Consider the following 15,593-nt stretch of genomic DNA (forward strand, 5'->3'; position numbering starts at 1 on the left):
CCCTCGGACATACGCTGGAGGTGTGCCAAAGACGAAAAAGGCGAAGCCGGGCAAAGCCAAAGACCCGAAGAACCCCGCGAAGCTGTCGAAGGACGGGCGCGGGGGGGCTCAGGACGAGCAGGGGATCGACTTCCCGCGCGCCTGGGTCGAGTTCCCCGACCCCGCCGACGACGAGCAGGTCTTCCGCTGCGACCTGACGTGGCTCACCTCACGGTGGACCTGCATCTTCGGAAGCGGCTGCCAGGGCATCGAGGCGGGCCGGGCCGACGACGGCTGCTGCACGCTCGGCGCCCACTTCTCCGACAAGGACGACGAGAAGCGGGTGGCCGGGCACGTGGCGCGGCTCACTCCCGAGCTGTGGCAGTTCCACGACGTGGGTACGGACTCGGGCTGGATCCAGACCGACGAGGACGGCGACCGCCAGACCCGCCGCTGGAACGGTTCGTGCATCTTCCAGAACCGGCCGGGCTTCGCGGGCGGCGCCGGCTGCTCGCTGCACATCCTGGCCCTCAAGGAGGGCAAGGAGCCCCTGGAGACCAAGCCGGACGTCTGCTGGCAGCTGCCGGTGCGCCGCACGTACGACTGGATCGAGCGGCCCGACGACACCAAGGTGCTGCAGATCTCGATCGGCGAGTACGACAGGCGCGGCTGGGGCCCGGGCGGCCACGACCTGCACTGGTGGTGCACCTCGGCGACCTCCGCGCACGGCGCGGGTGAGCCGGTGTTCGTGACGTACAAGCCGGAGCTGACCGAGCTGATGGGCCCGGAGGCGTACGCCGTGCTCGTCGAGCAGTGCGAGGCGCGGCTCGCCTCGCAGCTGCCGCTCGTCGCCCCGCACCCGGCCGACCCGAAGCGGTAACTCCCTTATCCAGTAAGGGAGTTGTCAGCCGCTCGGGGTCGAGGACGGCGGCGTCTGCGAAGGGGTGGGCGTCGCCGTCGGGGTGGGGCTCTGGCTCGGCGGCGTGGGTGTGGGCGTCGGTGTGGGGCTGCCCGGGCTCTGGGTGGGCGGGGTCGAGGCGGGCGCGCTGGATCCGCCGGGGCCGGGGTGGCCCGTGTTGCCGGGGTCGGGCGAGGACGGGGTGACGATCGGGGTGCCGTCGCCGCTGATGCGTACGGCGGCGCCGGAGGGTGCCACCTCGACGCGTACCGACCAGGCGTGGTGCGGCTCCTCGGCGTGGTCGACGCGGATGTAGACGGTGACGCTCTCGCCGGGCGCGAGGTGGCCCGCGCTCTGGCTGAAGGTGAGCCAGCGGGCCCGGCTGCGCAGCGACCAGTCGACGGGGCCGCCGCCGGTCGAGGTGAGCGTGAGCACGGTCGTGTCGCCCGCCGAGCTGGCCGCGACCGCGAGCCGGGCGGGGCCCGCCGGGGCGGTGGTGGGGCTGATGACCTCGACCGACACGTCCGGGGCGCGACTGCCGGCGGTGAAGCGGCTGTCGGGCTCGCTGCGGGCGTTGCCCGCGTTCTCGTAGCGGTCGTACGGATGCCCGGGGAGCCCGCCGGGGTTGTCGGCCTCGCTCGCGGTGACCTTGGCACCGCCGCCCTCGGGCTCGCCGGTCGCGGGGGCGCCGCGGTAGGCGGCCCACAGCGCGAAGACGGGGGCCGCCACGACGGTGGCGACGACGGTGGTGGTCACGGCTCTCGCGCGCAGCCGGTCGCGCCGGGCGGCCCGGTCCTTGGGGTCCATCGGGAAGCCCGTGCGGTCGAAGCGCGGGGCCCCGCCGCGCGTCCGTGGCACGTGCAGCATCGCGGCCTGGGCGGCCGCCCGGGGTGCCTCGGCGAGGGGCAGCGCGGCCGGGGAGACGGTCGACCCGGGCCACGGGCCGGCCGCGCCGGTGCGTTCGGCGGCGCGGCGGCAGCGGGGGCAGTCGTCGACGTGCCGGACCAGTTCGCGGCGCAGCGCGGCGGAGAGCAACACCTGGTGGTCGCCGGTCAGTTGGGCCACCGTGGGGCAGCCGCCCATCTCGACGACGGCGAGCGCGGCCCGGGTCCGCTCGACCTCGCAGGCGCCGGCGGCGAGCAGTTCGCGCGCGGCCGGATAGTTCATGCCGAGCACCGAGGCGACCTCGCGGGCGCCGAGCTGGTGGCGGACCGCGAGTTCGAGGGCCTCGCGCTGTTCGGGGGTGGTGCCGGCGGCCTCCGGCCAGGCCAGCAGGGCGAGTTCGCGGTGGCGGCGCTCCTGCTCCTCCTCGGACACGTCCACGGCGGGAGCCGGTTCGGGGGCGCGTCCGGTGTGGGCGCCCTGCCGGCTGCGCCTGCGCTCGGCGAGCTTGCGCAGACAGGCCCAGCGGGCGAGCGCGTACAGCCACGCCTTGCGTTCGGCCTCGGTGGCGGGGCAGCGCGCGTACTGGCGCTCGGAGACGGCGAGTATGTCGCCGAGGGCCGCGGTCGCCTCGTCGTGGTCGCACAGGACGGAAAGACAGTAGGTGAACAGGCCGTCGAGGTACGCCTCGTACCGCGCGGGCGGCCGCTGGGCCAACATCCGGGGCGCACGGCGCTGCGCCCGGTGTGCGCCGGTGTTGTGCGCTGGTTGATCCAGTCTGCTGCTCGTCACGCGTGCGACCGTAGGGGCAGCATCAAGGCTTCTTCGTACCGGTTGAGCATATTTAATCCTTACGGGTGAATGTATCCCTCAAAAGGGGACAGGAATTGGGAATTCCATGGCATTCCATGGCAGACCCATCACGCACTGTGCAAACGGGCGCAAGGGATCAGGGCGACGCGCGCCCGGCCCCGTCCACCCGAACGGCGGGGCGCGGAAATCCCCGCCCCACTCCCCGGCCCCGCGCCGCGCCCCCGCCGGTCCGCCGTACGTCCTCCGGGCGGGACTGTCAGTGGGCCCCTATACGGTGACGCCATGGCTGCCCGTACGAAATCCGCGAAGGACCGGCCGTCCTACCGCTGCACCGAATGCGGCTGGACCACCGCCAAATGGCTCGGCCGTTGCCCCGAGTGCCAGGCCTGGGGGACGGTCGAGGAGTACGGCGCGCCCGCGGTCCGCACCACGGCGGCGGGCCGGGTCTCCACGGCGGCGCTGCCCATCGGCGAGGTGGACGGCCGCCAGGCCACCGCCCGCACCACCGGCGTCGCCGAGCTCGACCGGGTGCTCGGCGGCGGTCTCGTGCCGGGAGCCGTGGTGCTGCTCGCGGGCGAGCCCGGCGTCGGAAAGTCCACGCTGCTCCTGGACGTGGCGGCCAAGGCCGCCGACGAGGACCACCGCACGCTCTACATCACGGGCGAGGAGTCGGCGAGCCAGGTCAGGCTGCGCGCCGACCGCATCAAGGCGCTCAACGACCATCTGTACCTGGCGGCCGAGACCGACCTGTCCGCCGTGCTCGGCCACCTCGACGCGGTGAAGCCCTCGCTGCTCGTCCTCGACTCCGTGCAGACCGTCGCCTCGCCCGAGATCGACGGCGCGCCCGGCGGCATGGCCCAGGTCCGCGAGGTCGCGGGCGCCCTCATCCGCGCCTCCAAGGAACGCGGCATGTCCACGCTCCTGGTCGGCCACGTCACCAAGGACGGCGCGATCGCGGGCCCCCGCCTCCTGGAGCACCTGGTGGACGTGGTGCTCTCCTTCGAGGGCGACCGGCACGCGCGTCTGCGCCTCGTACGCGGCGTCAAGAACCGCTACGGGGCGACGGACGAGGTGGGCTGCTTCGAGCTGCACGACGAGGGCATCACCGGACTCGCCGATCCCAGCGGCCTGTTCCTCACCCGGCGCGACGTCGCGGTGCCGGGCACGTGTCTGACGGTCACCCTGGAGGGCCGCCGTCCGCTGGTCGCCGAGGTGCAGGCGCTCACCGTCGACTCCCAGATCCCTTCCCCGCGCCGGACCACCTCGGGCCTGGAGACCTCCCGCGTCTCGATGATGCTCGCGGTGCTCGAACAGCGGGGGCGCATCACGGCGCTCGGCAAGCGCGACATCTACAGCGCGACGGTCGGCGGGGTGAAGCTCTCCGAGCCCGCCGCCGACCTCGCGATCGCGCTCGCGCTCGCCTCGGCGGCCAGCGACACTCCGCTGCCCAAGAACCTGGTGGCGATCGGCGAGGTGGGCCTCGCGGGCGAGGTCAGAAGGGTCACCGGAGTGCAGCGCCGGCTCGCCGAGGCGCACCGGCTCGGCTTCACGCACGCCCTGGTGCCGACCGACCCCGGCAAGGTCCCGGCCGGTATGAAGGTCACGGAAGTCGCCGACATGGGGGACGCGCTGCGGGTGCTGCCGCGTGGGCGTCGCGCACAGGCCCCACGGGAGGAGTAGCCGCGCCGGTAGACTTTGCCCTGGTCTCGCCCGTCCGTACGAGCAGTACGCGAGCCGTACGCGCCGTATGAGCAACACCGGAGGAGTGCAGTGGCAGCCAACGACCGGGCATCAGCACCTGGAAAGTCCGGCACAGGCTCCGGTAACGAAGCACTGATGCGCGCCGCGCTGAGCGCGGTCGCGCCCGGCACCGCGCTCCGCGACGGCCTGGAGCGCATCCTGCGCGGCAACACGGGCGGTCTGATCGTCCTCGGCCTGGACAAGACCGTCGACTCGATGTGCACCGGCGGCTTCGTCCTGGACGTCGAGTTCGCCGCGACGCGACTGCGCGAGCTCTGCAAGCTCGACGGCGCGCTCGTCCTGGACAAGGACATCACCAAGATCCATCGGGCCGGTGTGCAGCTCGTGCCGGACGCGGGCATCCCCACCGACGAGACCGGCACCCGCCACCGCACGGCGGACCGCGTCTCGAAGCAGTGCAACTACCCGGTGGTCTCGGTCTCCCAGTCGATGCGCCTGATCGCGCTGTACGTGAACGGCGAGCGCAGGGTCCTTGAGGAGTCGGCGGCGATCCTGTCCCGCGCCAACCAGGCGCTGGCCACCCTGGAGCGCTACAAGCTCCGCCTCGACGAGGTGGCGGGCACGCTGTCCGCCCTGGAGATCGAGGACCTGGTGACGGTACGGGACGTCACGGCGGTCGCCCAGCGCCTGGAGATGGTGCGGCGCATCGCGACGGAAATCGCCGAGTACGTGGTGGAGTTGGGCACGGACGGACGCCTGCTCTCCCTCCAGCTGGACGAGCTGATCGCCGGGGTCGAGCCCGAGCGGGAGCTGGTCGTACGGGACTACGTGCCCGAGCCCACCGCGAAGCGCTCGCGCACGGTGGACGAGGCGCTGCGCGAGCTCAACGACCTCACGCATGCGGAACTGCTCGAACTGCCCATAGTGGCAAGGGCGTTGGGCTACAGCGGCTCGCCCGAGACGCTGGACTCGGCGGTGTCCCCGCGGGGCTACCGGCTCCTCGCGAAGGTACCGCGGCTGCCGGGGGCGATCATCGAGCGCCTGGTCGAGCACTTCGGCGGCCTGCAGAAGCTGCTGGCCGCCTCGGTGGACGACCTCCAGACGGTCGACGGCGTCGGCGAGGCGCGGGCGCGGAGCGTGCGGGAGGGGCTCTCGCGGTTGGCCGAGTCTTCGATTCTGGAGCGGTACGTGTAGCTGGGGCGGGGTTGGTTGGTCCCGGGCCTCCTGGGGGGCTCCGCCCCCAGACCCCCGTTCGCGCCTTAAGGGCGCTCGTCCTCAATCGCCGGACGGGCTGAGGTTGCCCGGTGCTGGCCCGCACCGGGCATTTAGGGGCGCGGGGAACTGCGCGACCAGCCACGCACGGTCCGCAGCCGGAAAAAGGGGGGCCCGGGGGGCGCAGTCCCCGGAGGGTCTCGGGAAGGGGCGGGGTGGGGAGCTAGTCCTTGGCCAGGGCGAAGGAGGCCCGCGCTACCGGGAGGCCGGGGAGGTGGGCCTCCAGGAGGTAGGTGCCCGGGGGGATCGCGCCGGGGGGCGGGGTCGCACAGGCCGGGGCGGACTTCGTGCGGTCCCACTCCACGGTGTGGGTGATCGTGGCGCTCGCCGGGACCTGGAAGAAGACGTTGGCGTCACCCGACGGGCAGTCGTCCGTCGACCACACGCGGTCGTTCGCGGTGGACGTGACCGTCACGACGGCCCCCTTGGGCCCGAGGTCCGCCTTGCACGCCGACGCCGCGTTGTTCTTGAGGACGACCTCGATGCGCGGCTTCTCCCCCGGCTCGTACGACGTCTTGGTGCTGCGCAGGGTCAGCGACAGCGCCCCGGGCGCACAGGTCGGCAGGCTGGAGTCGGCCGGCACCTGGCTGCCCGCGCTGCCGCCACCGCCCGAACTCCCGCCGCTGGAAGCCGAGTTGGCGCCGCCGGAACCGCCCGATCCGGTACTCGTACCGCCGTCACCGGAGTTGGCGCCACCGGAGCCGCCCGAGCCACCGGAACCCCCCGAGCCGCCCGAACCGCTCGACTCGTCGCGTCCGCCCGGTGCCGAGCTGATCGCGGGGCCCGAGCCGGAGGGACCCGGGGTGATGGACTGCGTGGGGTTGGGGCCCTTGTCGTTGCCGCCGCCCTTGTTCCCGCTGCCGCCACCGGAGGTGACGACCCATAGGACGAGAACGGCGAGCAGCGCGATCAAGGACAGCGCGACTGCCCTCCGTCGCCAATAGATGGAGGAGGGAAGCGGCCCGACCGGATTGCGCAGAGATCCCACGCACCGAACCTTACGAGAGATCGCGGCCAACTCCCGCCCCACCCGCCGCCACTCCGGCCAAGTTTTCCGGATCATCATCCCGGAGCGCCCCGCTCCGCGGTCCGGGCGCCGCCTCACGGCCGACTCGTGGTCACCCCCCATTCATGATTCATACTGTCGGTCACCATGGATAGTGAGCTCTACCGCAACATCACCGACTTCGCCCACGACATGCCGTCCTGGGTGCAGAGCTTCGTCGAGGTCTGGACGGAGCTCGGCCTGCTCCTGTTCGGCGTGCTGTTCGTCTGCGCCTGGTGGCGGGCGCGCCGCCGGGACACCACGGCGTTCGCCCTCGCCCTGCTCGCGCCGCTCGCGACCGCGGCCGCCTACGTGTGCAGCGAGGTGATCAAGTCGCTGATCGACGAGGAGCGGCCCTGCCGGGCGGTGGCCGGCGCGGCGACCTCACTGATCGCCTGCCCGGTCAACGGCGACTGGTCGTTCCCCTCGAACCACGCCACCATCGCGGGCGCGGCCGCCGTCGGCCTGGCTCTCGCCTGGTCGCGGATCTGGCTGCTCACCGTGCCGATGGCGCTCGCGATGGCCTTCTCCCGGGTCTTCGTCGGGGTGCACTATCCGCACGACGTGGCGGTCGGCCTGGTGCTCGGCACCGTGATCGCGCTGATCGTGGTGAAGGCCGGCACCCGGCCGGTGCGGGCGCTGGCCGAGTCGATGCGCGGCAGCGACATCGCGGCCGTCGCCTGGTTCACCGGACCCGGCGCACGTGTGCACGCCAGGCAGCACGCACGCCGCTGAGGGCCGGTGCGCGCCCCCCTTGGGGCCCGAACATGCCAGGATCGGCTCTGCGATGAACATTCTGCCGACGATGCCCACCGTGCCCACGCCCATGAACGAGACCAACCCGGCGGCCGCCGAGCCCGCCGTACTCCACGAATCCGTCATCGGATGGTTCGGCGAACACGCCCGCGACCTGCCCTGGCGCCGCCCCGAAGCGGGCGCCTGGGGCGTGATGGTCAGCGAGTTCATGCTCCAGCAGACGCCGGTCAGCCGCGTCCTGCCGGTGTACGAGCAGTGGCTGGCGCGCTGGCCGCGCCCGGCCGACCTGGCCGCCGAGGCACCCGGCGAGGCGGTACGCGCCTGGGGCCGGCTCGGCTACCCGCGCCGGGCGCTGCGGCTGCACGGCGCGGCCCTGGCCATAACGGAACGGCACGGCGGCGACGTACCGGCCGACCACGGGCAGCTGCTCGCGCTGCCCGGCATCGGCGAGTACACGGCGGCCGCGGTCGCCTCGTTCGCCTACGGGCAGCGCCACGCCGTCCTGGACACCAACGTCCGCCGGGTCTTCGCCCGGGCCGTCACCGGGGTGCAGTACCCGCCGACCGCGACCACCGCCGCCGAGCGGCGTCTCGCCCGCGCGCTGCTGCCCGAGGACGAGGTGACGGCGGCCCGTTGGGCGGCCGCCTCCATGGAACTCGGCGCGCTGGTCTGCACGGCGAAGAACGAGACGTGCGTGCGGTGCCCGATCGCCGCGCAGTGCGCGTGGCGGCTCGCCGGCAAACCCGCACACCAGGGCCCGGCCCGGCGCGGCCAGACGTACGCCGGCACCGACCGCCAGGTGCGCGGCCGGCTGCTCGCGGTGCTGCGCGAGGCCACCGGTTCCGTACCCCAGTCGGCGCTCGACGCGGTGTGGCACGAGCCGGTGCAGCGGGCCAGGGCGCTGGACGGGCTGGTCGCGGACGGCCTCGTCGAGCCGCTCGAAGGCGGCCTCTACCGGCTGCCCCAGTCCTGATTCCGGCCCGGCGGCCGGGGGTGCCCGACTGTGTCCGTAACGCCCGAAAGAACGGCGTTACCCCTGGAAAACGGCGGTAAACCTCGGCTGTTACACAACCGATGGCTCTCCGTGCGTCTGCCGACGGCTGCTCCGCACAGGCCCGTGACAAGTCCTCCGTAGCTTCATTCACGTAAGCGACCAGCAGGGCGAGCGGGACCAGCTCACGGGGATGACGGAGGCGGTTGGGTATGGCGCAGGGCGAGGTGCTTGAGTTCGAGGAGTACGTACGCACCCGGCAGGACGCGCTGCTGCGCAGTGCCCGGCGGCTCGTTCCGGACCCGGTGGACGCGCAGGACCTCCTGCAGACCGCGCTGGCCCGCACCTACGGCCGCTGGGACGGCATCGCCGACAAGACGCTGGCCGACGCGTACCTGCGCCGGGTCATGATCAACACCCGGACCGAGTGGTGGCGCGCCCGCAAGCTCGAAGAGGTTCCCACCGAGCAGCTGCCCGACGCCCGCGTCGAGGACGGCTCCGAGCAGCGCGCCGACCGCGCCCTCCTGATGGACGTCCTGAAGGTGCTCGCCCCGAAGCAGCGCAGCGTCGTGGTGCTGCGACACTGGGAGCAGATGAGCACCGAGGAGACGGCCGCGGCCCTGGGCATGTCGGCCGGCACCGTCAAGAGCACGCTGCACCGGGCGCTGGCCCGGCTCCGCCAGGAGCTGGAGAGCCGCGAGCTGGACTTCCGTGCCCTTGAGCACGGCTACACCGGCGAGGTAAAGGGGCGGGAGCGGTGCGCGGCCTGAACAGGCGGAGCGGGGGCGCTCTGACGGCGGGGACCACGGCACTGGCCGGGCTCTCCGCCCTCGGGCTGCTCGTGGCCGGTTGTTCCACCGGCGGCACCGGCACCCGGGACGAGGGCGTGGCCCCCCAGTCCGACAAGGTCGCCCACACCACCCCGTCGCCGAGCGCGTCCTCACCGGCGCCGTTCACGAAGGTCGACCCGGTGCGGCTGCTCAAGGGCGACCCGAAGGTGAGTCCCCGGGTGAAGGCCGAGCTCAAGCCGTGCACCAAGGACGAGTACCCCATCGACGTCTCGTACGGGCACCTGACCGGCACGACCGGCCAGGACGTCGTCGTGAACGTCATGAACTGCGCGGACGCGGTCGGCCTCGGCGCCTACGTCTACCGCGCGTCCGGCGCCTCGTACGACAACGTCTTCACCGCCGAGGAAACGCCCGTGTACGCCGAGATCGACCGGGGCGACCTGATGGTGACCCGGCAGATGTACGCGGCCGGCGACAAGCCGGCCTTCGCGTCCAGCGAGGTCGTCACGACCTATCGCTGGTCGGGCGGTGCGAACGGCAAGTTCGCCCAGCAGGACCAGGTGGAGAACGACTACAGCAAGGCCGTCGACGGCAGCTCCCCCGCGCCCGTCCCCGCCACTCCCTGACCCGCCCGCCCGTGTCGGCAAGCGGCGCCGTGAGCATGCCGCAGACTGGGTACTGCGCCCGGAGCCGTTCGACAGCGACCGCAGCACGCACGACCTGTACGACCGGCGGGCGCCGGAAGAGACCGCCGGAGAACTGAGAGAGCAGCGCGATGGCCGAGACCCATGTTCTGTTCGTCGAGGACGACGACGTCATCCGTGAAGCCACCCAGCTCGCCCTTGAGCGGGACGGCTTCACCGTGACCGCCATGCCCGACGGGCTCTCCGGCCTGGAGGCGTTCCGCGCCGACCGGCCGGACATCGCCCTGCTCGACGTGATGCTGCCGGGCCTCGACGGCGTCAGCCTGTGCCGCCGCATCCGCGACGAGTCGACCGTGCCGGTCATCATGCTGTCCGCGCGCGCCGACTCCATCGACGTCGTCCTCGGCCTGGAGGCCGGCGCGGACGACTACGTCACCAAGCCGTTCGACGGCGCCGTCCTGGTCGCCCGGATCCGCGCCGTGCTGCGCCGCTTCGGCCACGCGGGCGGGCCCGGCGCCACCACCGAGACGTCCGACGAGGCGCCCGAGCGCGGGGTGCTGGCCTTCGGCGACATCGAGATCGACACCGAGGGCATGGAGGTCCGCAAGGGCGGCGAGACCGTCGCCCTGACGCCGACCGAGATGCGGCTGCTGCTCGAATTCTCCTCGGCGCCCGGCACGGTCCTGTCCCGCGACAAGCTCCTGGAGCGGGTGTGGGACTACGGCTGGGGCGGCGACACCCGGGTGGTGGACGTCCACGTCCAGCGGCTGCGCACCAAGATCGGGCAGGACCGGATCGAGACCGTCCGCGGCTTCGGCTACAAGTTGAAGGCGTGAGGGCCAAGTGAGGCGTCCCGAACAGGAACGAGTCGCATGAGGCGCTTCGCCCTGCGCACCGGGGTCCGGTGGAAGATCAGCATCGCCATCACGGCCGTCGGCGCGCTCACCGTGATGGCGCTCAGTCTCGTCGTGCACAACGCGGCCCGGGTCTCGATGCTCGACAACGCCCGTGAAGTGCAGATGGAGCGGCTCAACTTCGCGCAGAACTACTACGAGACCAGCAACAAGCGGGTCCGCTTCGGCACCAAGCTGAACGATCCCGTGCTGCCGCCCGCGCTGAAGTCCAAGGCCCTGCAAGGGCGCAAGGTCTCCTCCGTGCAGGAGCGCGACAGCGGCCCGCCCGACATCTGGGCCGCCGTACCGGTGGGCAACGGCGACGTCCTGTCGCTGCACTCCACCTTCACCGACCGCAGCTCCAACGTGATGGCCGACCTCGACCGCGCCCTGGTCATCGGCTCGGTCGCCGTCGTCTTCGGCGGCTGCGCGCTCGGCATCCTCATCGGCGGCCAGATCTCGCGCCGGCTGCGCAAGGCGGCGGACGCGGCGGGCAAGGTCGCCGAGGGCAACACGGACGTCCGGGTACGGGACGCCATCGGCGGTGTCGTACGCGACGAGACCGACGAGCTCGCCCGTGCCGTCGACGCGCTCACCGACGCGCTGCAGGAGCGCATCGAGGCCGAGCGGCGGGTCACCGCGGACATCGCGCACGAGCTGCGCACCCCGGTCACCGGGCTGCTCACCGCCGCCGAGCTCCTGCCGCCGGGCCGCCCCACCGAGCTGGTGCGCAACCGGGCGCAGGCGATGCGCACCCTGGTCGAGGACGTCCTGGAGGTGGCCCGGCTCGACAGCGCGTCCGAGCGGGCCGAGCTCCAGGAAGTCGCGCTCGGCGAGTTCGTGAGCCGCCGGGTCGCCGCGTTCGACCCCGAGGTGAAGGTGCGGGTCGTCCACGAGTCGTGGGTCAACACCGACCCGCGCCGCCTGGAGCGCATCCTGGGCAATCTGCTCGGCAACGCCGCGAAGCACGGCCGGGGACCGGTCGAGGTCACCGTCGAGGGCCGCGTCGTACGGGTCCGCGACCACGGGTCCGGGTTCCCCGAGGCGCTGCTCCGCGAGGGGCCGAGCCGCTTCCGTACGGGGTCGAGCGACCGGGCGGGCAACGGGCACGGGCTGGGTCTGACGATCGCGGCCGGCCAGGCCAAGGTGCTCGGCGCCCGGCTCACCTTCCGCAACGCCGCGCCCGAGGGAACGCCCAACGCGGCGGGCACCGGCGGGGCGATCGCCGTCCTGTGGCTGCCCGAACACGCGCCGACCAACACGGGGAGCTTCCCGGTGCAGCCGCCGTCGTCGAAGAGCGCACGGCAGGTGTAGCCGACGGGTGGGCGAAGTGGGAGGCGCCAACGGGCAACAGTGGCAACACTGTTGACCATGCATGAGGGCCCACGCACTTCGCCGTCCGATCCCGTATCGCCATCGCCGCCGCTCTCGCTGTCGCCGCCCACCGAGCCGCCCGATCCCGTGGAGCCGGTGGAGGCCGTGGAGCCGGTGGAGGCCGAGCGGCGGGCGACCTGGTTCGAGCTGTTCTGCGACCTCGTGTTCGTCGCCGCCGTCGGCCAGATCACCCGGCGCATCAGCGCCGAGCCCACCCTCGGCTCGGTCGCGGCGGCGGCCGCCCTGTTCGTACCGCTGTGGTGGACCTGGGTGCTGTACGCGGTCCGGGCCAACCGGGCCGACCGGGACGTCACCTCGCACCGGCTGCTGACCATGGCGGGACTCGTGGCGGTGTGCGGGCTCGCGGTGTTCGTGGGCAGCGTGGGCACCTCCGACAGCGCGGACACCGGCTTCGCCCTCTCCTACCTCGGCGCGCGGCTCGGCGTCGCGATGCTGTACGCCCTGGAGGCCCGGCGGGATCGGCGGCTGGTCCCGCTGCTGCGTTCCTTCGCGACGGGGTCGGCGGTGTCCGCGGTCTTCTGGGCGGGCGGCGCGCTGCTCGCCCCCGCGGGGGCCGTGCGGTACGGGATCTGGGCCGGCGGGATGGCGGTCGACCTGGCGATTCCGCTGCTCTCGGGGCGGCGGATCGCGCTGGCCCCGCACCACGCCGAGCATCTGCGCGAACGCTTCGGCCTGTTCACCATCATCGTGCTCGGCGAGTCGGTGCTCGGCTTCACCAACGGGCTCGTCCAGGCGCGTACGGCCGGCTCCGCGATGGTGACCGGGGCGGCGGCGTTCGCGCTGTGCGCCTGCCTGTGGTGGTCCTACTTCAGCGCGAGCGGCACCCGGCCCGGTGCGCATGCCCAACTCGCCGACAACACAAGGCTGTTGCACGCCTACGTCCTGGGCCATCTGCCCGTGCAGCTCGGGCTCGCGGTGGCGGGGGGCGCGGTGGGCACGGCGGTCCTCGGCTCGGCCAGCCGGCTCACGACCGCGCTCGCGCTGTGCGTCCTGGGCGGGGTCGCGCTGTTCCTGCTGTCCACGGCGGCGGTGCGGGGGGCCTTCACGGGGGTGGGGGATCCGGTGGTACGCCTCCGTCTGGTGACGGCGCTCCTGATCGCGGCCCTGGTCCCCGCGGCGGGGCACGCCCCGGTCTGGGCGATGCTGGCCGCGGCGGCGGGGCTGCTGGCCCTCTCCGTGGCGGCGGAGGCCCCCAGTCACCGCCGCCGCCTGGCCGAGCCGGCCTGACCCTGGCCGGTCCCCACGTGCGGCTCCGCCCCAGACCCCGGGGGGCTTGCCCACCCACCCGCCCGCGACTCGGGGCTGGCTGGCCTCGGCCCCCTGGGGCTCCGCCCCAGACCCCGGGGGATTTGCCCGCCCTCCCGCCCGTGCAGGGGGCTGGATGGTTCGGCTACTGGGGCTGCGCCCCAGACCCCCTGAGGGGCTGCGCCCCTCGAACCCCCTTCGGGGCTCCGCCCCGGACCCCGTTCGCGCCTGAACGGCGCTCGTCCTCAAACGCCGGACGGGCTGTAGGCGTCCCAGCACCGGTACTGCCAGGGGCGCGGGGAACTGCGCGACCAGCCACGCACGGTGGACGGACGAAAACGGTTTTTTAGGGGCGCGAGGAACTGCGCGACCAGCCAGCCACGGTGGACGGACGAAAACGAGGTCAGGGGCGCGGGGAACTGCGCGAACAGCCCCACGGTCCGCAGCCGGCATCCCCTCCCCCGGAGGCCAAGCGGCGGGGCGGGGCGGGGCGGGGCGGGGCAAAAAAACCGCCTCCCCGCCCCCGCCCGCGCACGCGGAGGGGACCAGGGAGGCGGCACAGCGCAACAGGCCCGAACTACAGCACCGGCTCCGAAAGCGGCGCAGCCGCATCCACCGGGGCCTTGCCCTGCTCCGGCGCCGGCGCGGCACCCCGCAGCGGGACCTCCTTGACGAACAGGGCCGCCACGAACATGGCCACCGCGATGATCGAGCCGACCAGGAACGTCCCGTGCGTACCGGAGGACACCGCGTACTGGTACGCCTCACGCACCGGCGCGGGCAGCTTCAGCAGGCTCGCGTGGTCCAGCTGGGCCGAGGCCAGCTTGCCGGCGCCGGAGCCGAGGCGGTGGGTCATCTCGTCGCCGACCCGGTTCGTGAAGATCGCGCCCATGATCGAGACGCCGAAGGACGAGCCGAGCGTACGGAAGAGGGTCGTGGAGGACGAGGCGACGCCCATGTCCTTCATCTCGACGCTGTTCTGCGCGACCAGCATCGTGATCTGCATCAGGAAGCCCATGCCCGCGCCGAGCACGGCCATGTAGACGCCGGACATGAACCGCGTCGTGGTGGTGTCCATCGTGGACAGGAGGAACAGGCCGACCACGACGAGCGCGCCGCCCACGATCGGGAAGATCTTGTACTTGCCGCTGTTGGTGGTGACCCGGCCCGCGATCAGCGAGACGGCCATCATCGAGAGCAGCATCGGGAGCAGCAGCAGACCGGAGTTGGTGGCGGAGGCGCCCTGCACGGACTGCTGGTACAGCGGCAGGAACAGCATCGCGCCGAACATCACGAAGCCGGTGAGGAAGCCGATGCCGGACATCAGCGAGAAGTTCCGGTTGCGGAAGATGTGCAGCGGCAGGATCGGCTCGGCGGCCTTCGTCTCGACGAAGAGGAAGCCGACGATCGAGACGACGCCGAGCGCGATGAGCTCCATGATGATCGCGGAGCCCCAGGCGTACTGCGAGCCGCCCCACGTGGTGACCAGGACGATCGACGTGATGCCGACAGTCAGCAGGATCGTGCCGAGGTAGTCGATCCGGCCGCGGGCCCGCTTCTTGGGCAGGTGGAGCACGGCGGTGACCATGGCGAGCGCGACCGCGCCGAGCGGGATGTTGATGTAGAAGGTCCAGCGCCAGCCGAGGTGGTCGGTGATGGCGCCGCCGACCAGCGGGCCGCCGATCATGGCGAGCGCCATGACGCCGGCCATCATGCCCTGGTACTTGCCGCGCTCGCGGGGCGGAATGAGGTCACCGATGATCGCCATGACGCCGACCATGAGACCGCCCGCGCCCAGACCCTGGATCGCGCGGAAGCCGATGAGCTGGCTCATGTCCTGCGCCATGCCGCTGAGCGCGGAGCCGATCAGGAAGATCACGATGGAGGTGAGGAAGGCGCCCTTGCGCCCGTACATGTCGCCGAGCTTGCCCCAGATCGGCGTGGACGCGGCAGTGGCCAGCGTGTAGGCCGTCACCACCCACGACAGGTGCTCAAGTCCCCCGAGTTCGCCCACGATCGTCGGCATCGCCGTGTTCACGATCATGTTGTCGAGCATGGCGAGCAGCATCGCGATCATGAGCGCGAGCAGCACCACCCGCACGCTGCGCGGCTGCGGCCCGTCGGTCACCCCCGACTCCGCCGCCTTCTCTTTAGGTATCCCCGTCGCCATCGTCCCCAACTCCCTGAAACCGCGTCCACCGGGTGAGGCACTTACTTGCCGCCCGGCTAGTTACCACTACACTGGGGAAGGTAGACCGTAACTAGCCGGGCGTCAAGTAAGTACATGA

General features: G+C 72.4%; 13 protein-coding genes. 10 read left to right on the top strand and 3 right to left on the bottom strand.

Annotated features, from left to right (window positions below):
• The first annotated feature begins 22 nt into the window (after positions 1–22).
• Positions 23–859 carry a hypothetical protein gene (locus ACFYZA_RS34160; protein ID WP_382599664.1) on the top strand — a complete coding sequence of 279 codons (837 nt, stop codon included), beginning with the start codon at positions 23–25 and terminating at the stop codon, positions 857–859.
• Positions 860–883: 24 nt separating this feature from the next.
• Here the strand turns inward: ACFYZA_RS34160 and ACFYZA_RS34165 are convergent, their stop codons facing one another.
• Entirely contained in the window at positions 884–2,551 is a 1,668-nt protein-coding gene (locus tag ACFYZA_RS34165; protein WP_388494481.1) for a hypothetical protein, read from the bottom strand.
• A 303-nt stretch (positions 2,552–2,854) separates the two neighbouring features.
• On the opposite strand from ACFYZA_RS34165, the gene radA reads away from it, so the two are divergent.
• Together radA and disA are read left to right on the top strand one after the other, a co-directional pair.
• Complete coding sequence (radA, locus tag ACFYZA_RS34170) at positions 2,855–4,252, top strand: DNA repair protein RadA (RefSeq protein ID WP_382599668.1); 1,398 nt, start codon at positions 2,855–2,857, stop codon at positions 4,250–4,252.
• A gap of 90 nt (positions 4,253–4,342) precedes the next feature.
• Positions 4,343–5,467, top strand: coding sequence for a DNA integrity scanning diadenylate cyclase DisA (disA, locus tag ACFYZA_RS34175; protein WP_120722082.1), 1,125 nt, complete (start codon positions 4,343–4,345; stop codon positions 5,465–5,467).
• A 241-nt stretch (positions 5,468–5,708) separates the two neighbouring features.
• Here disA and ACFYZA_RS34180 read toward each other — a convergent pair whose 3' ends face one another.
• Positions 5,709–6,533 carry a hypothetical protein gene (locus ACFYZA_RS34180; protein ID WP_388494482.1) on the bottom strand — a complete coding sequence of 275 codons (825 nt, stop codon included), beginning with the start codon at positions 6,531–6,533 and terminating at the stop codon, positions 5,709–5,711.
• Between the two features lie 165 nt (positions 6,534–6,698).
• Here ACFYZA_RS34180 and ACFYZA_RS34185 point away from each other — a divergent pair, with 165 nt between their 5' ends.
• The 7 genes from ACFYZA_RS34185 to ACFYZA_RS34215 all read left to right on the top strand — a co-directional run bounded on the left by ACFYZA_RS34185 (position 6,699) and on the right by ACFYZA_RS34215 (position 13,287).
• Positions 6,699–7,325: a phosphatase PAP2 family protein gene (locus ACFYZA_RS34185; protein WP_382599672.1), complete on the top strand. Its 627-nt coding sequence runs from the start codon at positions 6,699–6,701 to the stop codon at positions 7,323–7,325.
• Between the two features lie 52 nt (positions 7,326–7,377).
• Positions 7,378–8,319 carry an A/G-specific adenine glycosylase gene (locus tag ACFYZA_RS34190; protein ID WP_382599674.1) on the top strand — a complete coding sequence of 314 codons (942 nt, stop codon included), beginning with the start codon at positions 7,378–7,380 and terminating at the stop codon, positions 8,317–8,319.
• Between the two features lie 230 nt (positions 8,320–8,549).
• Complete coding sequence (locus ACFYZA_RS34195) at positions 8,550–9,107, top strand: SigE family RNA polymerase sigma factor (protein ID WP_161246881.1); 558 nt, start codon at positions 8,550–8,552, stop codon at positions 9,105–9,107.
• Entirely contained in the window at positions 9,095–9,754 is a 660-nt protein-coding gene (locus ACFYZA_RS34200) for a hypothetical protein (RefSeq protein ID WP_388494483.1), read from the top strand. The genes ACFYZA_RS34195 and ACFYZA_RS34200 overlap by 13 nt, the downstream gene beginning before the upstream one ends.
• 149 nt (positions 9,755–9,903) lie before the next feature.
• On the top strand, positions 9,904–10,608 hold the full coding sequence (gene cseB, locus ACFYZA_RS34205) for a two-component system response regulator CseB (RefSeq protein ID WP_382599679.1): 705 nt from the start codon (positions 9,904–9,906) through the stop codon (positions 10,606–10,608).
• Between the two features lie 36 nt (positions 10,609–10,644).
• Positions 10,645–11,979, top strand: a complete 1,335-nt coding sequence (gene cseC / locus ACFYZA_RS34210) for a two-component system sensor histidine kinase CseC (protein WP_382599681.1) — start codon at positions 10,645–10,647, stop codon at positions 11,977–11,979.
• 57 nt (positions 11,980–12,036) lie between these two features.
• Positions 12,037–13,287 carry a low temperature requirement protein A gene (locus tag ACFYZA_RS34215; protein WP_382599683.1) on the top strand — a complete coding sequence of 417 codons (1,251 nt, stop codon included), beginning with the start codon at positions 12,037–12,039 and terminating at the stop codon, positions 13,285–13,287.
• A gap of 595 nt (positions 13,288–13,882) precedes the next feature.
• On the opposite strand, the gene ACFYZA_RS34220 is transcribed toward ACFYZA_RS34215, so the two are convergent.
• Complete coding sequence (locus tag ACFYZA_RS34220) at positions 13,883–15,475, bottom strand: MDR family MFS transporter (RefSeq protein ID WP_388494484.1); 1,593 nt, start codon at positions 15,473–15,475, stop codon at positions 13,883–13,885.
• Positions 15,476–15,593: the final 118 nt, after the last annotated feature.

Source organism: Streptomyces sp. NPDC001828, assembly GCF_042892175.1.
GTDB lineage: Bacteria > Actinomycetota > Actinomycetes > Streptomycetales > Streptomycetaceae > Streptomyces.

Coding starts and splice junctions, on each gene's coding strand:
- ACFYZA_RS34190 (WP_382599674.1), top strand. CDS start 7,378: ATGAACATTCTGCCGACGATGCCCACCGTGCCCACGCCCATGAACGAG.
- ACFYZA_RS34185 (WP_382599672.1), top strand. CDS start 6,699: ATGGATAGTGAGCTCTACCGCAACATCACCGACTTCGCCCACGACATG.
- ACFYZA_RS34215 (WP_382599683.1), top strand. CDS start 12,037: ATGCATGAGGGCCCACGCACTTCGCCGTCCGATCCCGTATCGCCATCG.
- radA (WP_382599668.1), top strand. CDS start 2,855: ATGGCTGCCCGTACGAAATCCGCGAAGGACCGGCCGTCCTACCGCTGC.
- ACFYZA_RS34220 (WP_388494484.1), bottom strand. CDS start 15,475: ATGGCGACGGGGATACCTAAAGAGAAGGCGGCGGAGTCGGGGGTGACC.
- ACFYZA_RS34195 (WP_161246881.1), top strand. CDS start 8,550: ATGGCGCAGGGCGAGGTGCTTGAGTTCGAGGAGTACGTACGCACCCGG.
- cseC (WP_382599681.1), top strand. CDS start 10,645: ATGAGGCGCTTCGCCCTGCGCACCGGGGTCCGGTGGAAGATCAGCATC.
- cseB (WP_382599679.1), top strand. CDS start 9,904: ATGGCCGAGACCCATGTTCTGTTCGTCGAGGACGACGACGTCATCCGT.